Origin of the sequence: Rhizobium sp. BR 317, assembly GCF_047445835.1 — a bacterium.
GTDB classification, from domain to species: Bacteria; Pseudomonadota; Alphaproteobacteria; order Rhizobiales; family Rhizobiaceae; genus Rhizobium; species Rhizobium paranaense.
Map to the genome: position 1 here is coordinate 147081 of NZ_JARWLB010000011.1, position 22131 is coordinate 169211.

22 protein-coding genes and 1 pseudogene are annotated in these 22131 nt (G+C 59.5%); 9 read left to right on the forward strand and 14 right to left on the reverse strand.

Annotated features, from left to right (window positions below; translation table 11 throughout):
- The first annotated feature begins 16 nt into the window (after positions 1-16).
- Genes QD357_RS18845 through QD357_RS18855 form a run of 3 tightly spaced genes read left to right on the forward strand, consistent with a single transcriptional unit; the run spans position 17 to position 3495 of the window.
- The gene (locus QD357_RS18845) at positions 17-1249 is read left to right on the forward strand and encodes a thiamine pyrophosphate-dependent enzyme (protein ID WP_183939203.1); all 1233 of its coding nucleotides are present in this window, start codon (positions 17-19) and stop codon (positions 1247-1249) included.
- Between the two features lie 2 nt (positions 1250-1251).
- Positions 1252-2265 carry an alpha-ketoacid dehydrogenase subunit beta gene (locus QD357_RS18850; RefSeq protein ID WP_183939205.1) on the forward strand — a complete coding sequence of 338 codons (1014 nt, stop codon included), beginning with the start codon at positions 1252-1254 and terminating at the stop codon, positions 2263-2265.
- A gap of 3 nt (positions 2266-2268) precedes the next feature.
- Positions 2269-3495, forward strand: coding sequence for a dihydrolipoamide acetyltransferase family protein (locus tag QD357_RS18855; protein ID WP_414124737.1), 1227 nt, complete (start codon positions 2269-2271; stop codon positions 3493-3495).
- 122 nt (positions 3496-3617) lie between these two features.
- Here QD357_RS18855 and QD357_RS18860 read toward each other — a convergent pair whose 3' ends face one another.
- From QD357_RS18860 to QD357_RS18870, 3 genes are read right to left on the reverse strand one after another with little or no spacing between them, the layout of a single operon-like run.
- Positions 3618-4712 (reverse strand): substrate-binding domain-containing protein, encoded by a 1095-nt coding sequence (locus QD357_RS18860; protein ID WP_414124738.1) that lies wholly within the window; start codon positions 4710-4712, stop codon positions 3618-3620.
- A 44-nt stretch (positions 4713-4756) separates the two neighbouring features.
- The gene (locus QD357_RS18865) at positions 4757-5827 is read right to left on the reverse strand and encodes an ABC transporter permease (protein ID WP_183939211.1); all 1071 of its coding nucleotides are present in this window, start codon (positions 5825-5827) and stop codon (positions 4757-4759) included.
- Positions 5828-5843: 16 nt separating this feature from the next.
- Positions 5844-7340, reverse strand: coding sequence for a sugar ABC transporter ATP-binding protein (locus tag QD357_RS18870; protein ID WP_414124739.1), 1497 nt, complete (start codon positions 7338-7340; stop codon positions 5844-5846).
- Between the two features lie 804 nt (positions 7341-8144).
- Between QD357_RS18870 and QD357_RS18875 the strand changes: the two are divergent.
- The 6 genes and pseudogenes from QD357_RS18875 to QD357_RS18900 all read left to right on the forward strand — a co-directional run.
- A pseudogene (locus QD357_RS18875) lies at positions 8145-8624 on the forward strand (cupin domain-containing protein); the annotation flags it as partial.
- A 45-nt stretch (positions 8625-8669) separates the two neighbouring features.
- A complete protein-coding gene (locus QD357_RS18880) occupies positions 8670-9077 on the forward strand; it encodes a helix-turn-helix transcriptional regulator (RefSeq protein WP_414124774.1) in 408 nt (135 codons plus the stop codon).
- 505 nt (positions 9078-9582) lie between these two features.
- Positions 9583-9990: a helix-turn-helix domain-containing protein gene (locus tag QD357_RS18885; protein WP_183939348.1), complete on the forward strand. Its 408-nt coding sequence runs from the start codon at positions 9583-9585 to the stop codon at positions 9988-9990.
- 178 nt (positions 9991-10168) lie between these two features.
- Positions 10169-10465, forward strand: a complete 297-nt coding sequence (locus QD357_RS18890) for a DUF1778 domain-containing protein (RefSeq protein WP_183939217.1) — start codon at positions 10169-10171, stop codon at positions 10463-10465.
- Positions 10462-10959, forward strand: a complete 498-nt coding sequence (locus tag QD357_RS18895) for a GNAT family N-acetyltransferase (protein WP_183939219.1) — start codon at positions 10462-10464, stop codon at positions 10957-10959. Before QD357_RS18890 ends, QD357_RS18895 begins: the two co-directional genes overlap by 4 nt.
- 276 nt (positions 10960-11235) lie before the next feature.
- On the forward strand, positions 11236-12204 hold the full coding sequence (locus tag QD357_RS18900; protein WP_183939221.1) for an MBL fold metallo-hydrolase: 969 nt from the start codon (positions 11236-11238) through the stop codon (positions 12202-12204).
- Positions 12205-12269: 65 nt separating this feature from the next.
- Here the strand turns inward: QD357_RS18900 and QD357_RS18905 are convergent, their stop codons facing one another.
- The 11 genes from QD357_RS18905 to QD357_RS18955 form a co-directional block, all read right to left on the reverse strand.
- On the reverse strand, positions 12270-12518 hold the full coding sequence (locus QD357_RS18905; RefSeq protein WP_183939223.1) for a hypothetical protein: 249 nt from the start codon (positions 12516-12518) through the stop codon (positions 12270-12272).
- Positions 12519-12754: 236 nt separating this feature from the next.
- Positions 12755-13576 carry a carbohydrate ABC transporter permease gene (locus QD357_RS18910; protein WP_183939225.1) on the reverse strand — a complete coding sequence of 274 codons (822 nt, stop codon included), beginning with the start codon at positions 13574-13576 and terminating at the stop codon, positions 12755-12757.
- A gap of 8 nt (positions 13577-13584) precedes the next feature.
- Complete coding sequence (locus tag QD357_RS18915; RefSeq protein WP_183939227.1) at positions 13585-14514, reverse strand: carbohydrate ABC transporter permease; 930 nt, start codon at positions 14512-14514, stop codon at positions 13585-13587.
- Complete coding sequence (locus QD357_RS18920; protein WP_183939229.1) at positions 14514-15845, reverse strand: ABC transporter substrate-binding protein; 1332 nt, start codon at positions 15843-15845, stop codon at positions 14514-14516. The genes QD357_RS18915 and QD357_RS18920 overlap by 1 nt, the downstream gene beginning before the upstream one ends.
- A 50-nt stretch (positions 15846-15895) precedes the next feature.
- Positions 15896-16555 carry a GntR family transcriptional regulator gene (locus QD357_RS18925; RefSeq protein WP_414124740.1) on the reverse strand — a complete coding sequence of 220 codons (660 nt, stop codon included), beginning with the start codon at positions 16553-16555 and terminating at the stop codon, positions 15896-15898.
- Positions 16556-16583: 28 nt separating this feature from the next.
- Positions 16584-17468, reverse strand: a complete 885-nt coding sequence (locus QD357_RS18930; RefSeq protein ID WP_414124741.1) for a dihydrodipicolinate synthase family protein — start codon at positions 17466-17468, stop codon at positions 16584-16586.
- A gap of 180 nt (positions 17469-17648) precedes the next feature.
- The gene (locus tag QD357_RS18935) at positions 17649-18686 is read right to left on the reverse strand and encodes an ROK family protein (protein WP_414124742.1); all 1038 of its coding nucleotides are present in this window, start codon (positions 18684-18686) and stop codon (positions 17649-17651) included.
- Positions 18683-19408, reverse strand: a complete 726-nt coding sequence (locus tag QD357_RS18940; protein ID WP_183939238.1) for a ribulose-phosphate 3-epimerase — start codon at positions 19406-19408, stop codon at positions 18683-18685. The genes QD357_RS18935 and QD357_RS18940 overlap by 4 nt, the downstream gene beginning before the upstream one ends.
- Entirely contained in the window at positions 19405-20229 is an 825-nt protein-coding gene (locus tag QD357_RS18945; RefSeq protein ID WP_414124743.1) for an alpha/beta fold hydrolase, read from the reverse strand. The genes QD357_RS18940 and QD357_RS18945 overlap by 4 nt, the downstream gene beginning before the upstream one ends.
- Positions 20229-21047, reverse strand: coding sequence for a sugar phosphate isomerase/epimerase family protein (locus QD357_RS18950; protein WP_183939241.1), 819 nt, complete (start codon positions 21045-21047; stop codon positions 20229-20231). The genes QD357_RS18945 and QD357_RS18950 overlap by 1 nt, the downstream gene beginning before the upstream one ends.
- The gene (locus tag QD357_RS18955) at positions 21047-22123 is read right to left on the reverse strand and encodes a Gfo/Idh/MocA family protein (protein ID WP_183939243.1); all 1077 of its coding nucleotides are present in this window, start codon (positions 22121-22123) and stop codon (positions 21047-21049) included. The genes QD357_RS18950 and QD357_RS18955 overlap by 1 nt, the downstream gene beginning before the upstream one ends.
- Positions 22124-22131 lie beyond the last annotated feature (8 nt).

Genomic DNA, 22131 nt, shown 5'->3' on the forward strand with positions numbered 1-22131 from the left:
GGAGGAAAGAATAGACATGGTGGATTCTTCTCATTTGGCTCTGCATGTCCCCGAACCCGCCGTTCGCCCGGGCGGCCAGCCAGACTTTTCCAACGTCAAGATCGCCAAAGCCGGTTCCGTGCCGCGGCCGGAAGTCGATGTCGCATCCGAGGAGATCCGTGATCTTGCCTATTCCATCATCCGCGTGCTGAACCGCGAGGGCGAGGCGGTCGGTCCCTGGGGTGGCACGCTCTCCGATGAGGAGTTGCTGGCCGGCCTTCGCAACATGATGAAGCTGCGCGCATTTGACGCCCGCATGCTGATGGCTCAGCGGCAGGGCAAGACGTCCTTCTACATGCAGCATCTCGGCGAGGAAGCTGTCAGTTGTGCTTTCCGCAAGGCGCTCAAGAAGGGAGACATGAATTTTCCGACCTATCGTCAGGCAGGTCTTCTGATTGCCGACGATTATCCGATGGTCGAAATGATGAATCAGATCTACTCGAACGAGAGCGATCCCCTGCACGGGCGCCAGCTACCGATCATGTATTCCTCCAAGGAGCACGGATTCTTTACCATCTCCGGCAACCTCGCCACTCAGTATGTGCAGGCCGTGGGCTGGGCCATGGCCTCGGCAATCAAGAATGACAGCCGCATTGCCGCGGGCTGGATCGGCGATGGCTCGACGGCGGAATCCGATTTCCATTCAGCGCTCGTCTTCGCCTCGACCTATAAGGCACCTGTCATTCTCAACATCGTCAACAATCAATGGGCGATTTCCACCTTTCAGGGCATCGCGCGCGGCGGCTCCGGCACATTCGCAGCCCGCGGCCTCGGCTTCGGCATTCCCGCGCTGAGAGTCGATGGAAACGACTATCTCGCCGTCCATGCCGTTGCCTGCTGGGCGGCTGAGCGTGCGCGGCGCAATCTCGGACCGACGCTGATCGAATATGTGACGTATCGTGTCGGGGCGCATTCGACCTCGGACGATCCGAATGCCTATCGTCCGAAGACGGAATCGGAGGCCTGGCCACTTGGCGATCCAGTGCTGAGGTTGAAGAAACATCTGATCGTCAGGGGCACATGGTCTGAGGAGCGGCATGTGCAGGCAGAAGCTGAAATCATGGACGAGGTGATGGAGGCCCAGCGTCAGGCAGAGCAGCACGGTACGTTGCATGCCGGCGGCAAGCCTTCGGTTCGCGACATTTTCGAAGGCGTCTATGCCGAGATGCCGCCGCACATCCGGCGCCAGCGGCAGAAGGCAGGGTACTGAGAATGACCAGGATGACGATGATCGAGGCGGTGCGAAGCGCCATGGACGTTTCCATGGCTCAGGACGACAATGTCGTCGTTTTTGGCGAGGATGTAGGTTATTTCGGTGGCGTCTTCCGATGCACGCAGGGGCTTCAGGCAAAATACGGTAAGACGCGCTGTTTCGACACGCCGATAAGCGAATCGGGCATCGTCGGCGCGGCGATCGGCATGGCCGCCTATGGCTTGAAGCCTTGTGTCGAAATCCAGTTCGCTGATTATATGTATCCGGCCTATGACCAGCTAACGCAGGAGGCGGCTCGTATCCGCTATCGTTCCAACGGCGATTTTACCTGTCCGATCGTTGTGCGTATGCCGACAGGCGGCGGTATTTTTGGCGGCCAGACGCACAGCCAGAGCCCGGAGGCGCTTTTCACCCATGTCTGCGGGTTAAAGGTGATCGTGCCATCCAATCCCTATGATGCCAAGGGCCTTCTGATTGCTGCGATCGAAGATCCGGATCCGGTAATGTTTCTGGAGCCGAAGCGGCTTTATAACGGCCCCTTCGACGGTCATCACGAGCAGCCGGTGATACCTTGGTCTAAACATGATCTCGGAGAGGTGCCTGAGGGCCATTATACGATCCCGATCGGCAAGGCCGAGATCCGGCGCGTGGGCGCGGCGGTGACCGTAGTCGCCTATGGCACGATGGTACATGTKGCGCTCGCCGCGGCCGAGGATGCCGACATCGATGCCGAAGTGATCGATCTCAGGAGTCTGTTGCCGCTTGATCTGGACACAATTATCAACTCGGTCCAGAAGACCGGACGCTGTGTCGTCGTGCATGAGGCAACGCTGACTTCGGGCTTCGGGGCCGAGGTCGTGGCGCTGGTGCAGGAAAATTGCTTTTACCATCTGGAAGCACCAATCGTGCGCGTTGCCGGCTGGGACACGCCTTATCCGCACGCGCAGGAGTGGGATTATTTTCCAGGTCCTGGCCGTCTCGGACGGGCGCTTACCGAAGTCATGGAGGCCTGAGCCGTGAGCGAATTTGTCATCGAGATGCCTGACGTGGGGGAGGGAGTCGCCGAGGCCGAGCTCGTGGAGTGGTACGTGAAGGTAGGAGATCCTGTTTGCGAGGACATGGTGATTGCTGCCGTCATGACAGACAAAGCCACCGTGGAAATCCCGTCTCCCGTCAACGGTATTGTCACCTGGCTTGCCGGCGAGGTCGGAGAACGTATCGCGGTTAAGGCCGCGCTGGTGCGTATCGATACAGCCGGAGATACCGGCGGAGCTCGGTMCGAGGAGATCCCAGAGACGACCGCCGAAGTGACGAAGGCGGAGAGTACAAAGCCTGCTCCAACAACGTCGGATCCTGCGACACCGCAAGCCGAAAAGCCACTTGCCGCTCCCCCGGTGCGGCTCTTTGCCAAGGAAAGCGGTGTCAACCTCGCACAAGTGCAAGCGACGGGACCAGGCGGCCGTATCCTGCGAGAGGATGTCGAGCAATTTTTGAACCACGGAGCCGCTCCCACAATATCAAGGGGCGGCTTTGCCGCGAAAGCTGCGAAGGAAGAGATCAAACTGACCGGACTGCGCCGCCGGATCGCCGAGAAAATGGCACTTTCCGCCTCGCATATTCCTCACATTACCTATGTAGAGGAGGTGGACATGACCTCGCTCGAGGAGTTGCGTACCATCATGAACGCTGACCGCAAGGCAGATTATCCGAAACTGACGGTTCTGCCTTTCCTGGTACAGGCGGTCGTGAAGGCCATTTCCGAGCAGCCCAATGTCAATGCCACTTTTGACGACGAAGCTGGCATCGTCACGCGCTATGGCGCGGTCCATATGGGTATCGCAACACAGACGCCGGCTGGTTTGACCGTGCCTGTCGTGCGGCATGCGGAAGCACGCGGAATCTGGGACTGCGCCGCCGAGATGAATAGGCTGGCGGAGGCGGCGCGATCCGGCACTGCGACGCGTGAAGAGCTTTCCGGCTCGACGATCACCATCAGCTCGCTCGGGGCGCTCGGCGGCATTGTCTCCACGCCTATCATCAATCATCCGGAGGTGGCGATTATCGGCGTCAACAAGATCGCCACACGGCCGGTCTGGGACGGCACGCAGTTCGTGCCGCGCAAGATGATGAATCTCTCATCCAGCTTCGATCATCGCATCGTCGACGGCTGGGATGCGGCGACCTTCGTGCAGCGCGTCCGCACACTGCTCGAAACACCGGCGCTCATTTTCATCGAAGGCTGATATCATCAAAGGGTTCGAAATTCTTGTCGTATGCAGAGCCGTTGGTTCTGCTGCCGACGCCGGGGCTTTCGGCAGGCTGAGCGCGGCCCGAAGGCCGCGCTGTTCTCGACTTCAAGAAGGGATCATTTGCTCCAGATCTTCTTGTATTGATCCTTATAGCCGTTATCCGGATCAAAAGTGTTTTTGGGGCCGCCATCGGACTGGATATTGTCTGCCGTTACGACATGCAGTGGCGACAGGTAGCCGGACCATTTTTCACCGGCGAAAGCACGGTTGAGTTCGTCGACCAGTTGCCAGCCCTGGAGATTGAGCGGTTCGGCCACCGTGACCTTCTGGAACTGGCCAGCGCGGATACGTTCATAGGCCGATTGCGAGCCGTCGCCGGCGGCGACGTTGATTGGCGCATCGGTGCCGCTCTTACCGGCGGAGGCGAGCGACGGGCCCATGAAGTCGAAATAGAGGTCGTTGATCGCGAGCGAATGGGTCCAGCTATCACCATACTTCTGCAGGAGCGAGGTGGTTAGCTGCGGCATACGCTGCGATGTCTCGGCGATCGGGGTGTCGACATATTCGAGCACTTTGCCGCCAAGCCGTTCGATCTCCTGCTTCATCTTGTCCGCCTTGGCGATGGCGATCGCATAGGTGGAGTCGGTGAAGATGATGACGCCCGGCTTGCCCTTGGCGTCGGCAAAGGCCCAGTCGGCAGCCGCTTTCGAGACTTCCATCGCATCGGTGCTGACGTTGGCGAAGAGGCCACTCTTGTCATCGGGACCGATGACCGGGCCGGCATGCCAGGCGACCAACGGGATCTTGGCAGCCTTTGCCTGTTCCAGAGCCGGGGCCTGCTCGACGGCATCGAAGCCATCGATGATGATGCCGGCCGGCTGCAGCGCTATCGCCTGGCCGAAGGCAGCCGTACGTCCGCCGATGGAGCCCGCGCCATCGAGAACCTTGACCTGCCAGCCGATGGCCTTTGCCGCTTCCTCGACACCATTGCTGACGCCGAGAATGCCGCCATTCTTGAGGTCACCGGCCAATACGACGATGGTCTTGCCGGCCTGTGCCTTCGGGCCGGTGGTCGGGCCGTCCCACTTGGTGACCGGTGTCGCATATTTGTCGACGACGGCTTTCGCATCCGCCATCGGATCGGCATAGGCCTGGCTGGCACACAGCATCAGCAGACCGGTAGTTGCTTGCAGGAAAACTCTGCGTTTCATTTCGTCTCCTCCCATTAAAAACTAAGGTTAAGTCAAGATGATCTTCAGTTGTCGGTCGCCTTAGCCGGTAACTGCGGTTTTTGTGCCGGCGCCATTCGTCCGGCATGGCTCCGGCGACGCTGCGCATAGCCGGCAATCCCGATGGCGACGAGCAGGGTCACGCCGTTGAAAAGCGGCTCTACGTAGAACGAGCCCCCGAACTGCTGGATACCGGCAATGCCGACGGCCAGAATGATGACGCCGATCATGGTGCCCCAGACATTGACGCGGCCGGGCTTGATGGTCGTGGAGCCGAGGAACGCGCCGACGAGCGCCGGCAGAAGATATTCCAACCCGACGCTGGCCTGGCCGATGCGCAGCTTGGAAGCAAGCAGGACACCGGCGAGGGCAGCGAGCGTGCCCGACGTTACGAATGCGCCGATGACGAAGCGGCGGACCGGGATGCCGTTCAAGGCGGCGGCCTTCGGATTGGCGCCGATGGCATAGATATAGCGGCCGATCGGCAGATACTCGAGCACGATCCACATGACGAAGGCGAGGCCAAGCACATAGATCCCCGTGATCGGAAGCCCGAAGACCATCGTTCCGTTGAGCGCATAAAAGCCCTGTGGGAGCATGCCGACCACCTGCCGTCCGCCCGTATGCCACAAAGCGATGGCATAGAGCACGGTGCCGGTGCCGAGCGTCGCGATGAAGCTGTCGATCTTGGCGATTTCCACGAGCAGCCCGTTAAGGAAGCCGGTCAATGCGCCGAGCAGGATGACGACCAGCACGGCCACCGGCCAGGGCAGGCCGAACATTGTCTGCAAGCTGATCGCCAAGACATGCCAGAGCACGATGCCGTAACCGATCGTCAGGTCGATGCGTCCTGCCGCCATCGGGATCATTGCAGCCAGCGACAGAATGGCGATGATCGTCTTGTCCGAGATGATCGAACGCAGATTGAGCAACGTCGGAAAGGTCTGTGGCAACAGGATGGAAAACAGCAGGATCAGAAGGGCAGTGAGTATAACGAGGCCATAGACTGGCAGGAGGCGCTGGATTTTCTGGCCGAAGCTCATTCCCGCAAGCTCGGCACTGGTGGGTTCGAGCGCGTTGGATTCGATCGATTGCATGAGGTTCCTCCCTGATTCAGGCCGCTTCGGACGCGGATGCTGCGGCGATGACCGCCGGTGTTGTTAAGTCGGCGCCACTCAGTTCCCGTACGATTTGGCCGCGTGAGAACACCAGGGCGCGATGGCAGATATGAGCGATTTCTTCGAAGTCCGTGGAGACGACGAGGACGGCCAGCCCATCCTCCACCGCCTCGGCGATCAGCTTGTAGATGTCCGCCTTGGCGCCGACATCCACGCCGGCTGTCGGGTCTTCGGCGATCAACAGCTTCCGGCCCGTCGCAAGCCACCGGCCCACGACCACTTTCTGTTGATTGCCGCCGGACAGGGCTTCGATCGCCAGGTTCTGGTCATTGGGTCTGAGGCCGACGCGGCTCCCGAGCGAATAGGCCATGTCAGCCTCGCGCTGCGGTGGCAGGAAGGACATCATGCCTCGCCCGGATGCACCGGGATTGAGGAAGGTGTTTTCCCTCAGGCTGAGGGACATGGCGACGGACTCTTCGGTTCGATCCCTGGCGATCAGACCGACCCCCGAAGCCATGGCTGCGACCGGGCTGGAGAGATCGGGGCTCGCACCGTTCAATAGGACCGTTCCGCTGCAGGGCTCGCAGCCAAAGAGCGCGCGCCCGATCAATTCCTGGCCGGCGCCTCTCAGTCCGACAAGACCAAGGAGCTCTCCTTGCCGAATGTCGAAGGACACCGGTCCGGCGCCGCGGCAGGCAAGACCTTTGACCGAGACGATGGCAGGACCGACGTCTCGGTCCGCCTTGACGAAAAGCTGGTCGGCCTTGCGTCCGACGATCATTCGGATCAGCTCATCCGGCGATGTGTCGGACACCGGTTTTTGCCCGACCAGTTGGCCGTCGCGCAGCACGGCGACGCGATCGGCGATCCTGAAGATTTCATCKAGCCGGTGCGAGACATAGATCATCGCAACGCCGCGCTCCTTGAGCGGGCGGATGGCGGCAAACAGCTTCTCGACTTCATCGGCCGGCAGGCTCGCCGTTGGCTCGTCGAGAACGAGAACGTCCGCCTCGACGGCCAGAGCGCGCGCGATCGCCACGAGGGACTTTTCGGTTCGGGTCAGCTCCTGGATCCGCGTCGATGGATCGAAATCGCAGCCTACAAGCTTCAAGGCTTCCGCCGTACGGCGTTCGGTTGCCCGCCAGTCGATCAGCCGGCCGCGCAACGAATAGCCCTGCGCGAGGCCGACATTTTCACCGACCGTCATCCACTCGATCAGTCCGAGATCTTGGTGGATGAAGGCGATGGGCTGGCGCTGATTTGGCCGCGGCGGACGATGATGGTATGGCTTGCCGCGAAACAGGATCTGCCCGCCATCCGGCTTGTAGATGCCCGCCAGCGTCTTGATGAGGGTCGACTTTCCGGCGCCGTTCTCGCCGAGAAGTGCCAGAATTTCTCCCGGTTCAAGATCCAGAGAAACATTCGACAAGGCGCGCGTTCCACCAAATTCTTTGGTGATGTCGCAAAATTCGAGCAGCTTTCCGTCGTCCATCCTGCTCCTCCCAAAGTTCAGGTGAGAAGAGGCTATGTTATCGATAACATTCCGTCAAGAGGCTTCACATCGCAACCACGGAATCCCGGCTGTGGATGACCGGAGGAGCGATGCGTAACCTATGTCGAATCAATGGCTTCGCGCGACGAGCATCGAGCAGATCTTATCTTTCATCTCGATTTTTTTTGCCCCTCGTCAGCCTACAGAGCTTGGCCATGGGCCGAGCTTTGTTTTGTGATCTCACATGGCGAAGGAGCGCCAGCGCTTTTTCGCCGAGCCTGCTGGGGATGTTCAAGTAAGGCTAGACGGAAAGGTACGCAAACGCGACGAGCATTTATTTAATACTTAAAATACATTTGTGAAATCGTGCCAGAGCTATTAGTATTATTTTTCCCGTCTTTCATTGCGCCGATATTCATGGCAGAAATGGCCGGGGGCACTTCAATTGCGAGTTTTCTCAGTGCTTCAGAGAGGGTCAGTAAATCGCATTAGATTCAAATGGATGCGCGCTGAGATGGGTTTCGTTGCGCCGTGAGCGGACGCGAGTTCCGGCAAGCCCGCTGCTTATTAAGGGTAGTCACATGCCTATGGGCGGTAATATGCGCGGTTTGGATAGTGTTTCTGCCGAGAATGCAGTTGTGCTGCAGTTTATCCAGTATTGTGTTGAGCAATAACAGCGGTCCACGGCCTGCTTTCATGGGTTTAACTGACCATTGAGAGCATTACTAGGGTCGATCATCAGGGGGAATTAATGAGGTACGTTACTCATTCCGTCTTCAGATCATGGACGCTGATGCCGACGAAATGACGGAACACTATGCAAGGACATTGTCGCCTGCAAAGGTAGAGCCGCTGCAGCGAGGCTCTTTGATCTCCGTGGAAGACCGGCACTTCGCCGTAGGACGCTTCGGCGTCTGGAATGGAAAGTGCCATTCCGGGATGAGGGTCACGCTCTCCAGCGGGCCAGATGCATATGCTCTCTATCTTCCGTCCTCGGGCGTCATGGCAATCGATTCAGGTCGAAAACAGCTCGCGTCCGGGCCGTCGCAAGGTCTTCTGGGGGATATGTCGCGCTTCGATAGACTGGTCCTCCATGAGGACCGCAGTCACATTGGTATCGCATTCGAAAAATCCGCGATGATCCGCCAATTGAGCGAACTGCTTGATGCACCGGTCGCCGGCAACGTCGATTTCGCAGACGCTGTCGATTTGGCAACTGCAAAAGGTTTGCGGATAACGGCTCTCGGAAATCTCATTTGGAGTTGTCTGGACGTCGACGATGAGGATCAGCCCTCGTCGACGTTCGTCGAGCGCCTGTTGCAGGCGATGATGATCACGCTGTTGGAAACTGTCTCAAATAACTATTCCGCACGGCTGGCAAAACCGACGTCTCCTGCGATACCGAAGCGTTTGAAGCACGCCATCGAATATATGCATGCCAATATTTCGTCTCCGATGAGCATCACCGATATCGCTGATGCCGCTGACACAAGCGTGCGGGCCCTGCAAGGCGCTTTTCAGCAGTTCAAAGACACAACGCCGCTAAATTATCTAAGAACAATCCGTCTGGAAGGCGTGCGCAAGGCGCTGACGGATCCAGCCATCTCTTTGTCGGTTGCCGAAGTCGCGCGGAGCTGGGGCTTCTCCCACATGGGACGTTTCGCAGCACTCTATCGGCAATCCTTCGGCGAAATGCCATCCAACGCAGCGAAAATGCGCCGGTGCGGCAGTGAATAAATGGAGTCAGCGGCGTTGCTGACAGCGCGATTCGAACAAGCGATCGGAGCCGTGGCGGCCTGCAGACAGCCATCGATCGGTAGACCCTGAGGGGAGGCGGAACGCTCCGCCATTGCCTGTTGATCAATCAGGCAGGTCTGTTCGCATAACGCAGACACTATCCCGAATACGCAGGAAAACGGAACGTAGGATCATGGTATGGCGTAATCTCATTGAAGTTTGAGATGGGCCACGGCAGTCATTGTTACGGGACTCGCGTTCATGATGAACGTAGGTCCCAGAGCAGCCCCCCGCCCATCGACTTCCCAGGTTCGATGGGCGGTCTTTTGACCATACCGACTTTCGATTGAGCAAGCCTTCGCTGAAATGGAGTCAACACTTTCAACGTTGTGGGCAGTAGAGCCGGAACTCAACAGGTCTGTGCCTACGATTAGTCTTTTTTCCCTCAAGATTGCTGTGTCGTTAAACGCGAGGCACTGTCTGCCAGAAAGAGAGAACCGTGCGTATGGAGCTGAATAAAAAAGATCCGAGCCCGATTGATGTTGAGGTCGGTAGACGCATCCGAATGCGGCGCCGCATATTGGGCATGAGTCAGACGACGCTTGCAGAAGGGCTGAATGTGACGTTTCAGCAAGTTCAGAAATATGAAAAAGGCAAAAACCGGGTAGGCGCCAGCCGACTGCAAAGCGTCGCAGATTGTCTCGACGTCCCGGTTTCGTTTTTCTTCGAGGGCGTCTCTGCGTCGTCAGAAAATACCGGGGAGGAAATTTTCAGCGGCGGAGGTGACTTAGCCGGATTCCTCGCGTCAGGAGAGGGCCTCGAACTAAACCGCGCGTTTGCTAAGATCAAAGACGCACGAACGCGGCTTAAGATCATAGGTTTGGTCAAGGCGCTTGTCGGTTCTTATAGCTGACGGCGATCAGGCTCGTACATCAGTAAGGCGCCAGCCGGGCAGTATCCGGAGCCGGCCGGGACTTTGAACGGCGGAAACGTAGACGCATTCATTGCGGATTGCGCGTAACGACAATATCATTACGATGCTTGTAACGATGATGTCATTACGTTAGGGTGGGTGAAGATAGGAATTTCCCATGCCCACCTCACGCACCAGTAAAAGTCCTGACGCTAGCGTGCCGCTGAATATCCGTATCAAGCCGGCGACCCGCAACTTGATCGATCGTGCGGCCGAGCTACTTGGTAAGACGCGCACGGATTTCATGCTGGAGGCTTCCGAGCGCCGCGCTGAAGAAGTGCTACTCGACCGCACCATCTTTACGGTCAGCCCTGAACTTTATGCCGAGTATCTGGCTCGGCTCGATGCGCCTGCGCAGCCCAATGAGCGTCTGAAGCACACAATGACGACCAAAGCGCCGTGGGATGAGGCGTGACCCTCAGCGCGCCGGCACCACTAGCCGACCATCACGAGTTAGCAGAGTTCAATTCCGGCCTCCCTCAACTGGATGACTGGCTGCGTCGCCGCGCCCGAGCCAATCAGGCAAGTGGCGCATCGCGCACTTTCGTCGTGTGCGAGGGCAATCGCGTTATTGGCTACTATGCGCTCGCTTCTGGCGCCGTAAAGCAGCCGGAAGCGCCTGGCCGTTTCCGACGCAACATGCCTGACCCAATTCCGGTTGCTGTCCTTGGCCGTCTCGCCATCGACCAGACCTATCAAGGGCGCGGCATCGGTAGGGCATTGGTGCGCGATGCGGGCATGCGCCTGCTCCACGCCGCTGAAATCATCGGTATCCGCGGCGTGCTGGTGCACGCGATTTCCGATATTGCGCGGGCCTTCTATGAGGCAGTCGGCTTCCTGCCTTCGCCGTCCGACCCCATGATGCTGATGATCGGCCTGCATGATCTGAACAGCGCGCTAAATTCCTGACATCTTTCCTGCTCGAAAGAGCCCCCTGAGAGTGCTTCGGATGTCCAGGACGCCGGGCGGCTTCGCGTCAACGCAGAGCGCGGGGCACCGTTCGGCAGGTGAAAGCGTCTACGCCTTCATACCAGGCTCTTCACCACCCAAACTTTGCTGCGATCCACCGAGAGCACAGGCTGTCCCATCCTCAGGCGTAGCTCGATTGCCAAGAGGCTTCTGCATAGAGTCGGCGACGTGGCTCGTGAGCGACACATCCTTATCACGCAAAAACAGGAGAGCATCATGTCGCAGGCAGGAACAAAACCCCGGACGATTGCTCAGCAGGAGACAAGCATGAACCTGGAAAACATCCCACATCCCGGTAGATCGAGGCCTGACGAGTTGGTTCCGTCGCGCTACGCGGTGCGCGTCGGTGACATTGACGTGTTGGTGATCAGTGATGGGGTGCTACCGCTTCCAACCACGATGTTGGCACACAACGCCGACCCGGCTGTTCGGGCCGCCTGGCTGGACGACATGTTCCTGCCGCCGGACGCTTTCGATTGGGCGCTGAACGTGGTCGTGGTGCGTAGCGGCAAGCAGACTATTCTCATCGACGCTGGCCTTGGGCTGGACCCGAACTTGAACTTGCCGCGGGCCGGCCAGTTGGTCAAGCGCCTGGAGTCCGCCGGTATCGATCTCTCATCCGTGACCGACGTGGTGCTGACCCACATGCACATGGACCACATTGGTGCGCTGCTTGTCGATGGGGTGAAGGATCGGCTGCGTCCGGACCTGAAAATCCACGTTGCGGCGGCCGAAGTCAAATTCTGGGAGTCGCCCGATTTCTCCCGTGTCTTCATGCCGCCGGGATTCCCGGATGCGCTTCGGGCGGCCGCCAAGCGGTTCACGGAAGAGTACCGCAGCCTGCTACGGCCGTTCGATGACGAGTATGAGGTGGCGCCTGGCGTGGTTGTCCGTCGCACCGGCGGCCACACCCCTGGCCACAGCGTGGTCCGTCTGTCGTCCGGCGGCGACCGGCTGACGTTTGCTGGCGACGCCGTGTTCGCGGTCGGCTTCGATCATCCGGACTGGCACAATGGCTTCGAACATGATCCGGAAGAAGCGGCCCGCGTTCGGGTCCGTCTTTTGACGGAGCTGGCGGAAACGGGCGAACAGCTTGTCGCCACTCACCTGCCGTTCCCATCGGTCGGCCGGGTGGCGGTCGACGGCGACCACTTTCGTTGGGTAGCAGCTTTCTGGGATTACTGACCGGCTTGGGGCTGATGCCCGCTTTACATCAGGCCCGACAAAAGATCGGGCCTGATGCGAGACGATTAGCGGCAGATTCGCTCTTTCATCACAACGCGATGGCCGTGGTGCCAGCCCTTTTCCACCCTGGTAAAGCAGTGGTGGCGATGATGACGATAGTACCAGTCGTCGCGGTCTTGGTAATAGTGCCGACTATGATGATAATAGGGACCGCCGTTGTCCGTCGTAACGACTACCGAAGCGGCCTGGGAGGGGAGAGTTGTGGCTGCAAGGGAAGCGAGGGCGATTGCGGACGCAATGAAGAACTTGTTCATGAGTTTCCTCCGGTTGTATTTTACTAAGTTACAACGTTGCTGAGCGACGTTGGTTCAAAGATAACTGGAGGGGAATGAACGCCACCTGACGACGGCGTTAATCTGAGATTCATCTGAAACTGTTMAATGCCTTAGCGCGTGATTCCATGAGAATTTGCGGATAGCGGCTTCGCCGGCCCGGTTCAGGACGTCCGGTCGCTGTGGCGGGATAGAAGCGTTGCACTCATTCGCCGCAATCAGCCGCCCTTCACGGCACCCGCTGTCAGGCCTGCAACGATCTGCTTCTGGGCGAATATCGTCAGAACCAGTACCGGCAGCGTCACGATCAATGCCGCGGCGGCAAGCGGCCCCCAGCTCACCTGTTCGAATGACAGCATGTTGTAGACGGCGACCGGTAGGGTGCGCGTCTCGCGGCTGGCAAGCACGATGCCGAAGACGAAATTGTTCCAGGAGAAGATGATCGAGAGGATGAAGGCGACGACGATCCCCGGCTTGGCGATCGGCAACGCCACGAGTCGGAAGATCTGCCACGGCGTCGCGCCGTCGATGCTGGCTGCTTCCTCGAGCTCCATTGGTGTCGTCTCGAAATAGCCGATCATGATCCATACGACGATCGGGACGGTCACCACTAGATGTATGATGATCTGCGGCCAAAGCGTTCCCAACAGGTTCAGCCATTGGAAGAGCAGAAACAGCGGAATGAGGAAGGAAAGGCCGGGCGTCATTCGCGCGATCATGATGACGATTGCCGATTTCTCTGCCTTCAGCCGCGCAATGCCGTAGCCGGCCGGAACGCCGATCAGCAGCGCTAGCGACGTCGCGGATCCGGTTACCAGAATGGAGTTCCAGAAATAGAGGAAGAAGTTGTTCTCCTCGAAAACCTTCAGGTAGTTCGACCAGGCGAAGCGCTCCGGAATGAAGATCGGCGGATAGGCGCCGTTGTCGATCTCGTATTTCAACGAGAGCGAGATCATCCAGAGGAAAAACAGGACCACCGGCGAAACCATCACCAGCGCCACGAAGAGGAGACCGATCCGGTCGAGCGTCTTGCGTTTCATCGAAGTGTCTACCTATCCGACCAGTTCGCGCGCTGTCTCGCCATCAGGAGGACGAAGGAGAGCACGACGATGAGGATGAAGAAGATGACCGCCATGGCTGAGCCGTAGCCCACGTCGTAGTAGGAAAAGGCGGTGTTGTAGAGATAAATGTTGATCGTCTCGGAGGCCGTGCCCGGTCCGCCCTGCGTCATCGCATAGATGATATCGAAGCTTTTGACCGCATCGATGCTGCGAATGATGACGGCGATCATCAGGAAGGGTGCGATCATCGGAAGGGTGAGATAGCGAAACTTCTGCCATACATTGGCCCCGTCGATCTCCGCGCTTTCGTATGGCTCGCGCGGAACCGCGGCGAGGCCGCCGAGCACGATCAGCATGACGAGGGGCGTCCACTGCCAGGTCTCGACCAGGACCAGCGACGGAATGACGCTGAACTGGTTATAGATCCATTCCTGCGGACCGATGCCGACAAAAGATAAGAGGTAGTTGAGCACGCCGAGCTGCGGATGGAACATCATGGTCCAGACGAGCGCGATGGCGACGGGCGTCGCCATCATCGGCATGACGAAAATGCCGCGCAGAAAGCCGCGAAAGGGAAATTGCGCATCGAATATTAGGGCGGCGAGTGTGCCTAAGAAAACCGGCGCGATGACGGAGAGGCCCGTATAGAGGACCGTATGCCACAGCGCCTCCCAGAAGCGGGCGTCGGTTGCCAGGCGGACGTAGTTGGAAAAGCCCGCAAAGGTTTGGGATTGCCCGAGCGTCCAGCTATTGATGCTCATCCACAGAGTGAAGACCCACGGAAAAACGATGACCGCGGCAATGACCACCAGGGCCGGAATGACGAACGGCCAATAGTTGGGAGCAAGCCGATTTTTCGGTTTGCTCTTGTTCTTGGCAGCGGTCGCCGCGGCATCTTCGATGTGCACGGACGCCATCACCCCTCGCTTCGCGCCAGCACCGGCTCGAACTGTGCGGTTGCGTTCTTCAGCTCGCTTTCCGGATCGGCGCCGCCGATCATGTTGGTGAGCGCCACACCGTAAATGTCGCGGAACTCGGTGACCGGGATGATGACCGGCAGGCCGAGTGCTGAGACCTTGCCGGAGCCGACGACGGCATCGAGCCAGGCCCCAGGCATCTTGACGCCTTCACGGACCTTCTGATCCTCGAGGACGGACTGGCGGAACGGCACGCCGGCGCCAGCCTGCAGTAGCCGCGCGCCCATGTCATGCGAGATCACCCATTGGCAGAAGAGATAGGCGGCTTCCTTCTTCTGGCTCGCCGCCGTCACGCCGATACCGTCGCCAAAGGTGGCGGCCGCTTGTGCAGAGGGCCCCTTGGGAATGACGCTATAGCCGACTTGGCCGACGACGCGGGATTTTTCCGGATTTTCGATCGGCGGCGCAAAGCCGACGCCATCGAACCACATGCCGATCTTGCCCTGCAGAAACGCGGATTGAGACTCGGCCCAGTTGAAGCCGGAGACGCCGGGAGGTGCGGCCTTGGTCATCAGGCGCTGATAGAGCTTGGCGGCCTCTATCGCTTCCGGTGAGGTGGTGCGCAACTTGCCGTCCGGCGAAAGCGGCGTCATGCCATAGCCGAGCATGAAGGCTGTCCAGACCGGCGTGTTGGCATTCTTGAGGCCGCGGGCGACGAAGCCGTAGGTGTTGGTCGATTTGTCCGTGAGCGCTTCCGCGGCATTTGCCATATCATCAAAGGTCTGCGGATAGGTGAGCCCCTTCTTTTCGAAGAGGGCCTTGTTCCAATAGACGATCCAGTAATCGACCGAGAAGGGTAGGGAGCGCAGGACGCCATTGGAATCCTTGGCGAACTTCAAGCCTGCCTCGGCAAAATCGCTTTCGACCAGCGATGGGTCCGTCAGGGATGGGTCCTTCAGGAAACCGCTGATGTCGGCGAGCCAGCCGCCCTTTTCGAACTGCCGCTTCTGCACGTGATAGCTCAGATGGACGACGTCGAAGCTTGGCTTTCCGGAGCTGAGCTCAATCGTCGTCTTCTGGCGCTGCTGCTGTTCCGGCGTCGCCTCGGCATTCACCTTGATGCCGGTCAGCGCCTCGAACTCGCTGAGATATTTGAGGATGGTTTCGCTGCGCGGGCTCTTGACGAGGTTGACTTCCAGCGTGGTTCCCGAAAACCGTTTCCAGTCTACCGCCGCCGATGCCGTGCGCATGCCGAGCATGCTTGCCGCGCCCAAGGCGGCCGTGCCTGCCATGAAGTGGCGGCGTGTAGGATTGATGAATGACGATGACATGCTGTTCCTCCTCCTTTGGCCGAAATCTCCTCATTTGCGGCCTGTTTCGTTCAAATCTTCAATGCACGATCCCTTGCTCCGTTGATGTGCGAAACGAGAGACGCGACGGCGTCCTCCGGGGATCGTCTTTCGATCGCCTCAAGCACTTGCAGATGCTCTTTCATGACCGGCCCGACATGTCCGTTGATCCGGAACCGGTCCTGGCTGATCAGCCGCATCTTGATCGAATTGACGCGATAAGCGTTCGAAATAATGGTGTTGCCGAGCGCGTCGATGAAGGCATCGTGCATGCCCCAGTCCACCGACTGGGCATGGACCTCAAGCTCTTGTGAAGCATCGCCCGCCTGGATGGCCGCGGCAATATCGCGATGCTGTTTCAAGAGTTTAGCGATCGTTTCGTCCGAGGCCGTATGGGTGAAGAGTGCAACGGCTTCCTTTTCCAGAAAGATGCGTAGCTGAAACGCCTCGCGGATCAGATTGAGATCGATATGGGCAATCTGGAGACCGCGCTGCGGCACGGTCTTGATCAGGCCTTCGGCTTCGAGCCGCGGGATCAACTCACGGATGGCGCCCAGCGGCAAGCCTGTGAGTTCGACGAGCCTGCGCTGCGAGACGAATTCGCCTGGCCGCACATCGCGAGCAAGCAGATGATGGGTAAAGCTTGCATAGGCTTTTTCCCGTAAGGTCGGCTGCTCCTTCACGCCGTCCAATCGTCCCTCTCTTTCCTCTCCGGTTCGCTTAAGCCGCCTTGGATCTGAAAAGCGCATTAAACGCGCCGGCGAGATGCTTCTGTCCTTCGTCGGATATTGAAACGAGCGGCGGACGAACCGCAAGCCAGATTTCATCCCCGGAGACCTGTGCCACCATGACTTTGACGGCCGCAGTCACAGGGAATTTCAATAGTTCCGGCACAAAATCCACGACGCGCGGATCATCCTTTCCCTCTTCCGCCATCAGGCGGACCTCGTGGGGCACGAAATTTGCCATGCCGGAAATCGCTCCCTGGCCGCCCAACCGGACGCCCCTGGCAAGATGGCGTTCATCGCCGATCAGGATGATGAGATCGCCATGCGCCTTCAATAGCGCCTCCGTGAACGGCCAATCGCCGGAGGAGTCCTTGACACCGACGACGACGCCGGGAAAGGCGCTGCGCAGCCTGCCAATCAGCGCCACGGAAAGCGGCACCATGGTGATGGAAGGAATGTTGTAGACGATGATGTCATGCGCCTTGTCGGCCAGCCGCGCGAATACGGCCGAGAACCAGCGAAACAGACCTTCGTCGCTGACATTCTTGAAATAAAAGGGTGGTGCAAGGAGGATATTGCGCACGCCTTTCGCCAGCGCAAATCCCGCTTGTGCGGCGGCATCTTCGACCGAGTCCGCCATCACGCCCACGATGATCTGGTTCGGCGCTATCCCAACTTCCAGGAAGGCGTTGAGCACCTGTTCGCGCTCTTGCGTTCCGATGGAGGAGCCCTCGCCGGTGGTGCCGAAAAGTGTGACGCTCGAGCATCCCGACGCAAGGCTTAGCTCGGCCTGCTTGATCATTGGGCCGATCGCGATATCGCCTTTGGTATCGAAGGGTGTCGTGAGCGCGACTGACAGACCGAATTTGCGATACAAGTTCCATTCCTCCAGATGTGCTATCAGTACATACAGACTAACATGTTAGTTGTATAGCCAGAATCGCACGCCTTGGATTGGCTCACGGAAAAATGTCGCGATGGCTGTCACGCAAACACGGATCGTGCGGCAGTTTTTGAAGCTGCGATGGGTTTTGGGTAGCTATCGCAGGACTTCAGCTTAGTCGTCGCTGGCTTCACTTTTGCTGGTTGGAATGTCGACACCCGAATGACCTGGGCTCTCCGAGCGCGATGTCGCAGAGCCGATTTGCGCATCATCTCCCAGGATGAGGCTGGCCGCGCCGATCAGGCCTGCATGACGCCCGAGCTGTGCGGGAACGATCGGCACATCGCGATAGGCTGGCATGGCGCGTTCGCGAACCGTTGCCACGATGGCGTCGTGCAAAAGATAGAAGCCGTGGGATATCCCGCCGCCCATTACCAGAATGTCCGGGGAGTAGAGGTGGAGCAGATTGGTGAAGCCGATCCCCAGCCAGCGAGCCTCCGCGCTGAGCAGTTCCATTGCCAACGCGTCGCCGTTTCGCGCGGCGTCAACAACGTGGCGCCCGGTCACTTCCGCATCGGCCGATAGGTTGCGCAGCATCGAGCCGTCGGATTGGCGGGTACGCGCTGTCGCCCGCCTGCCAAGGGCCGTTCCGGAGGCAACGGCTTCAAAGCAGCCGATCGCACCGCAAAAGCACCGCTCCCCTTCACTCGTGATCGTCATGTGACCGATTTCCGCTGCCAAGCCACGTCTGCCATGCAATGTTCGTCCGTCGACGATCACGCCGCCGCCGATCCCGGTCGAGACGGTGACGAAGACCATCGATCGCGCGCCGCGGCCGGCGCCATATCGCCATTCGCCAAGTGCCGCCGCGTTTGCGTCGTTTTCGAGCCGCACCGGCAGTTGGAACCGGCTGGAAAGAATATCGGCGAGCGGAACCTCGTACCATCCGGCCAGGGTCGGCGGGGCAATGACGATGCCGACTTCCGGATCGAGCGGGCCGGGGGCGCCTATCCCGATCCCGGTCGGAACAAGATCGGGCTTTTCCGCCAGCGTCGCGGTTGCCAGCAACTCGATCTGCTGGATGACCGCAGCCGGTCCACCCGCCGCATGGGTCGGCACGGCGGAGAATGACAACAGGCTCCCCTCGCTATCCACCAGCGCAGCGCGGAGCTCCGTTCCGCCGAGATCAAATGCGAGGGCAACCTTTTTCACGAAACGCGGCTCTCCAATCCATGCAGCCAAGCCATCCGCTCGCCCAGGTTCTTATCGCCAAAGGCAAGCGATCCGAGGACGACCGTTTGTGCTCCGGCCGCGCGCAACAACGGCACGGTCTGTTCGCGAATGCCGCCATCGGCCGCCAAGATTACCTGACCCTCCCGGCCAGACTGTTTCAGCAGCGAGCGCGCTTCGATCAGCCGATCGCAGGCCTTCTCGGAAAGGCTTTGCCCTTTGACGCCGATCGATGTGCCGAGCAGGGTCACGAAGGCGACATGGTCGATGAATGGCCGGATCGCTGAAACGGGGGTCTCCAATCGCAGGACGACACCCGCCTCGGCGCCAAGCTCCTTTGCCAGCGCGACGGCACGTAAACCGGCTTCACCGTTTTCGGCATGAACGCTGATAAGATCCGCACCCGCTTCGATGAATTGACGCGTTTGCTCCTCGACGATTTCAGCCTCGACCATCAGGTGAACATGGATCGGCCTAGCGGTTGCCTTGGCGATGCGTGCGACGAAGTCCGGAAAGAACAGGAATCCCGGCGTAAAACGCGCGTCGGCAACGTCGATGTGATGCAGGTCCGCGTAGGGTTCTATGCGCCGGAGATCGGCCTCCATGTTGGCAAGATCGGCCGACCACAGCGAGAATTCGCCCAGCAGCCGGTTGCGGGGAAGCGCTGCAATGGCCGCCGGGCCGGAGAGTGTATTGAGTGTCATGATAGGAGGCTCCGGATGGTCTTCGATGTGAGGAAGGTAGCGATGGCGTCTTGAACTTCGGCGAAATGCCGTGCCTTGTCGGCCGCCTTGGGGGTGACTTCGACAAAGCGGGCATCGGCAACAGTGTCGGCGAAAGTCCGGGCGCAGGTGAGGGGATGGATCGCGTCCTGTTCGTTGCCAATGATGAGGGTAGGGACGGTGAGGGCAGCGGCCTCCGCCTGTGTCACCCCAGGGCCATCAGCCGCGATGTCGGCCAGTACGGATGCAAAAGCGGCCGCATTCGGCCGATCGAAATAGCCGAGCAGGGAAGCAAAATTGTCGGGCGCGTTCGCGGATATCCGCAAGCCGATTTCGGAAGCGGCGAAGCGCTCCTTGGCTTCACCGATCGAATACGAGCGGAGCAAGGCCGCGACAGTGCGGACCGGCTCCAGATTGGCGGGCGCGGCGGTAAAGGTCCAGGCTGGACGGACAAGAATGAGGGCAGCGACGCGGTCCGGGTAATGGTGAGCGAGGTAGAGGGCAATGGCCGCGCCCATGGAAATACCGCCGACGACAAAGCGGCCTAACCTGCGATCTGTCGCCACCGCTAGCACATCCCCGGCAAACATCMGAAGTGAAAAGGGCCTGATGTCGCCAAGCGACGACGCACCATGTCCGCGGCACTCGACCGTGATGCGCCGCGCCTTTCCCATTGGAAAGGTTTGCGCAACCTGCGCCTCATCGCCACCCAAGCCATGCTGAAAAAGCACCGGCAGCCCTTGGCCGCTATCGAAAACGGCGAGGGTGGCATCATCACGCATGAAAGCTGCGCTTGCGCCCATCAGATCAATTCCTTGAGAAAGGCCGCCACATGCGGCGCCTCCGCTGCTGACAATCCGTGCGTGACGAGCGGGCCATCGAAGCCGACGGCTTTCAGTCGTGCGATGAAATCGGGAAAATCCACGATGCCCTGGCCGGCTGTGGCAAAGCGTCCATCGGCATAACGATCCTTGGCATGTGCCATGGCGATGTGCCCGGCCGCGGTCTCGATCGCGCGCTCGACAATGGCGCGCGCTTCCGTTGGCGTGGCGCTTTCGAAAAGATTGGCCGGGTCAAGCACGATGCGCAGCCTTTTCGATCCCATTTCTGTAATCAGCCTCTGCGCATCTGCAGCAGATCTCACAATATTCGCCTGTTCGGGTTCGATGCCGAGATCGACGCCATAGTCTTCCGCCAGTGCCAGCGCCTTCGACATCTCCGCCGCCATATCGGCCCAGGCCGAGGGGTCGGCGTTTTCCGGATGATGTGCCCATTGATCGCTGGGATGGCGGGTGCCGGTGCAGAGTGTCACGAGCGGAATGGAAAGTGCCGCCGCAGTCTCGATGACGACGGCAAGTTGGCGGAGGCCAGTCTGCCGCACCGATGCGTCAGGGTGGGCCATATTGTAGGTTCCGGACAAGGCGGCAAAGGAGACGCCTGTTGCCTGGGCCGCCGCGCGGATCGCCGTGACGGTAGCCTCCGGCACGGCATCCGGCATGGAGGGCAGCCCGGAGCAGGCAAGATTGAATTGCGTGCCGGTATAGCCGCTGTCGCGCACCGCCGAGAGGACGTTTAAGGGATCGGTTCCGGGAAAAGTTTTGGCGAAGATCCCGATCTGCATCAGACGGCTCCCGTCACTGACGCGAGTTCAACGCGCTCGCCGGTCTCTACGGACCGCGCGATCGCCACCATCGCGCGGATGGAGGCAATCCCGTCTTCAACATCGGCGCCGCGCATGGGTGCCCCCTTCAGCGCAGTATCGGCGAGGCCTTCGAGCTGCCGGCGGAAAAAATGTCCGTCGGCACCGAGCGGTTTCCTGCTCGTCGCATCTTTTTCATGAAAGATCTCAACTTCACTGGAGCGGAAGTACCAGGGATTAAAGGTCTTTGCGAGGACCGAGCCGTTTTCGCCGTAGAGCTGGAAACCCTCGTGCCAATCCATGCGGACGGCAACTGTCAGATCGAGATGGCCGAGGGCGCCATTGGCGAATTCGGTTTCCACGAACCAGCAATAGGCGCCGGCACGCTCCGACAGGCGGGCGCGTACGGCGACGATATTGCCGCAGAAGAAGCGGGCGGTATCGACCAGATGCGAACCATGCGCCAGCATGAAATATTGCCTGAGATCGGCTTTCGGATTGCCGGCCGGCTTGCGCGCAAGTTTGCTGGTAACCGGCAGCGGCTGCACCGCATCGGTGTTGGTGTAGCGATGAGTGGAATCGCAATACCATGCCTTCAGCGCGAAGATCTGGCCGATATCGTTTTGAACGAAATCATGGGCGGCCTGAAGCGCCGGATCGAAACGCTTCATGTGCCCGACCTGCAAGATCTTGCCCGAGCGTCTAACGGCGTCGGCAAGCTGCTGGCCTTCCTCGACGGAGACGCCGATCGGCTTTTCGCATAGTACATGTTTGCCGGCCTCGAGCGCTTTGATGGACATCGGCACGTGATAGGCGTCTGACGTGGCGACGATGACCGCCTCCAGATCAGGGTCGGCCAGCATGGCGTCGTAGTCACTGAACATTTTCTGCGGCTCGTAGGTTGCACCCATGCGTGCCAGCAGATCGGGTGCGGCGTCACAGATCGCGTAAAGATCGGCGTTTTTGGCCTTCACGCAGGATTCCAGATGCGCAAACTGGGCAATCGGGCCGCAACCCAGCACACCGACGCGAAGACGACGATTTTCCTTCTTGATCATGATCTTCT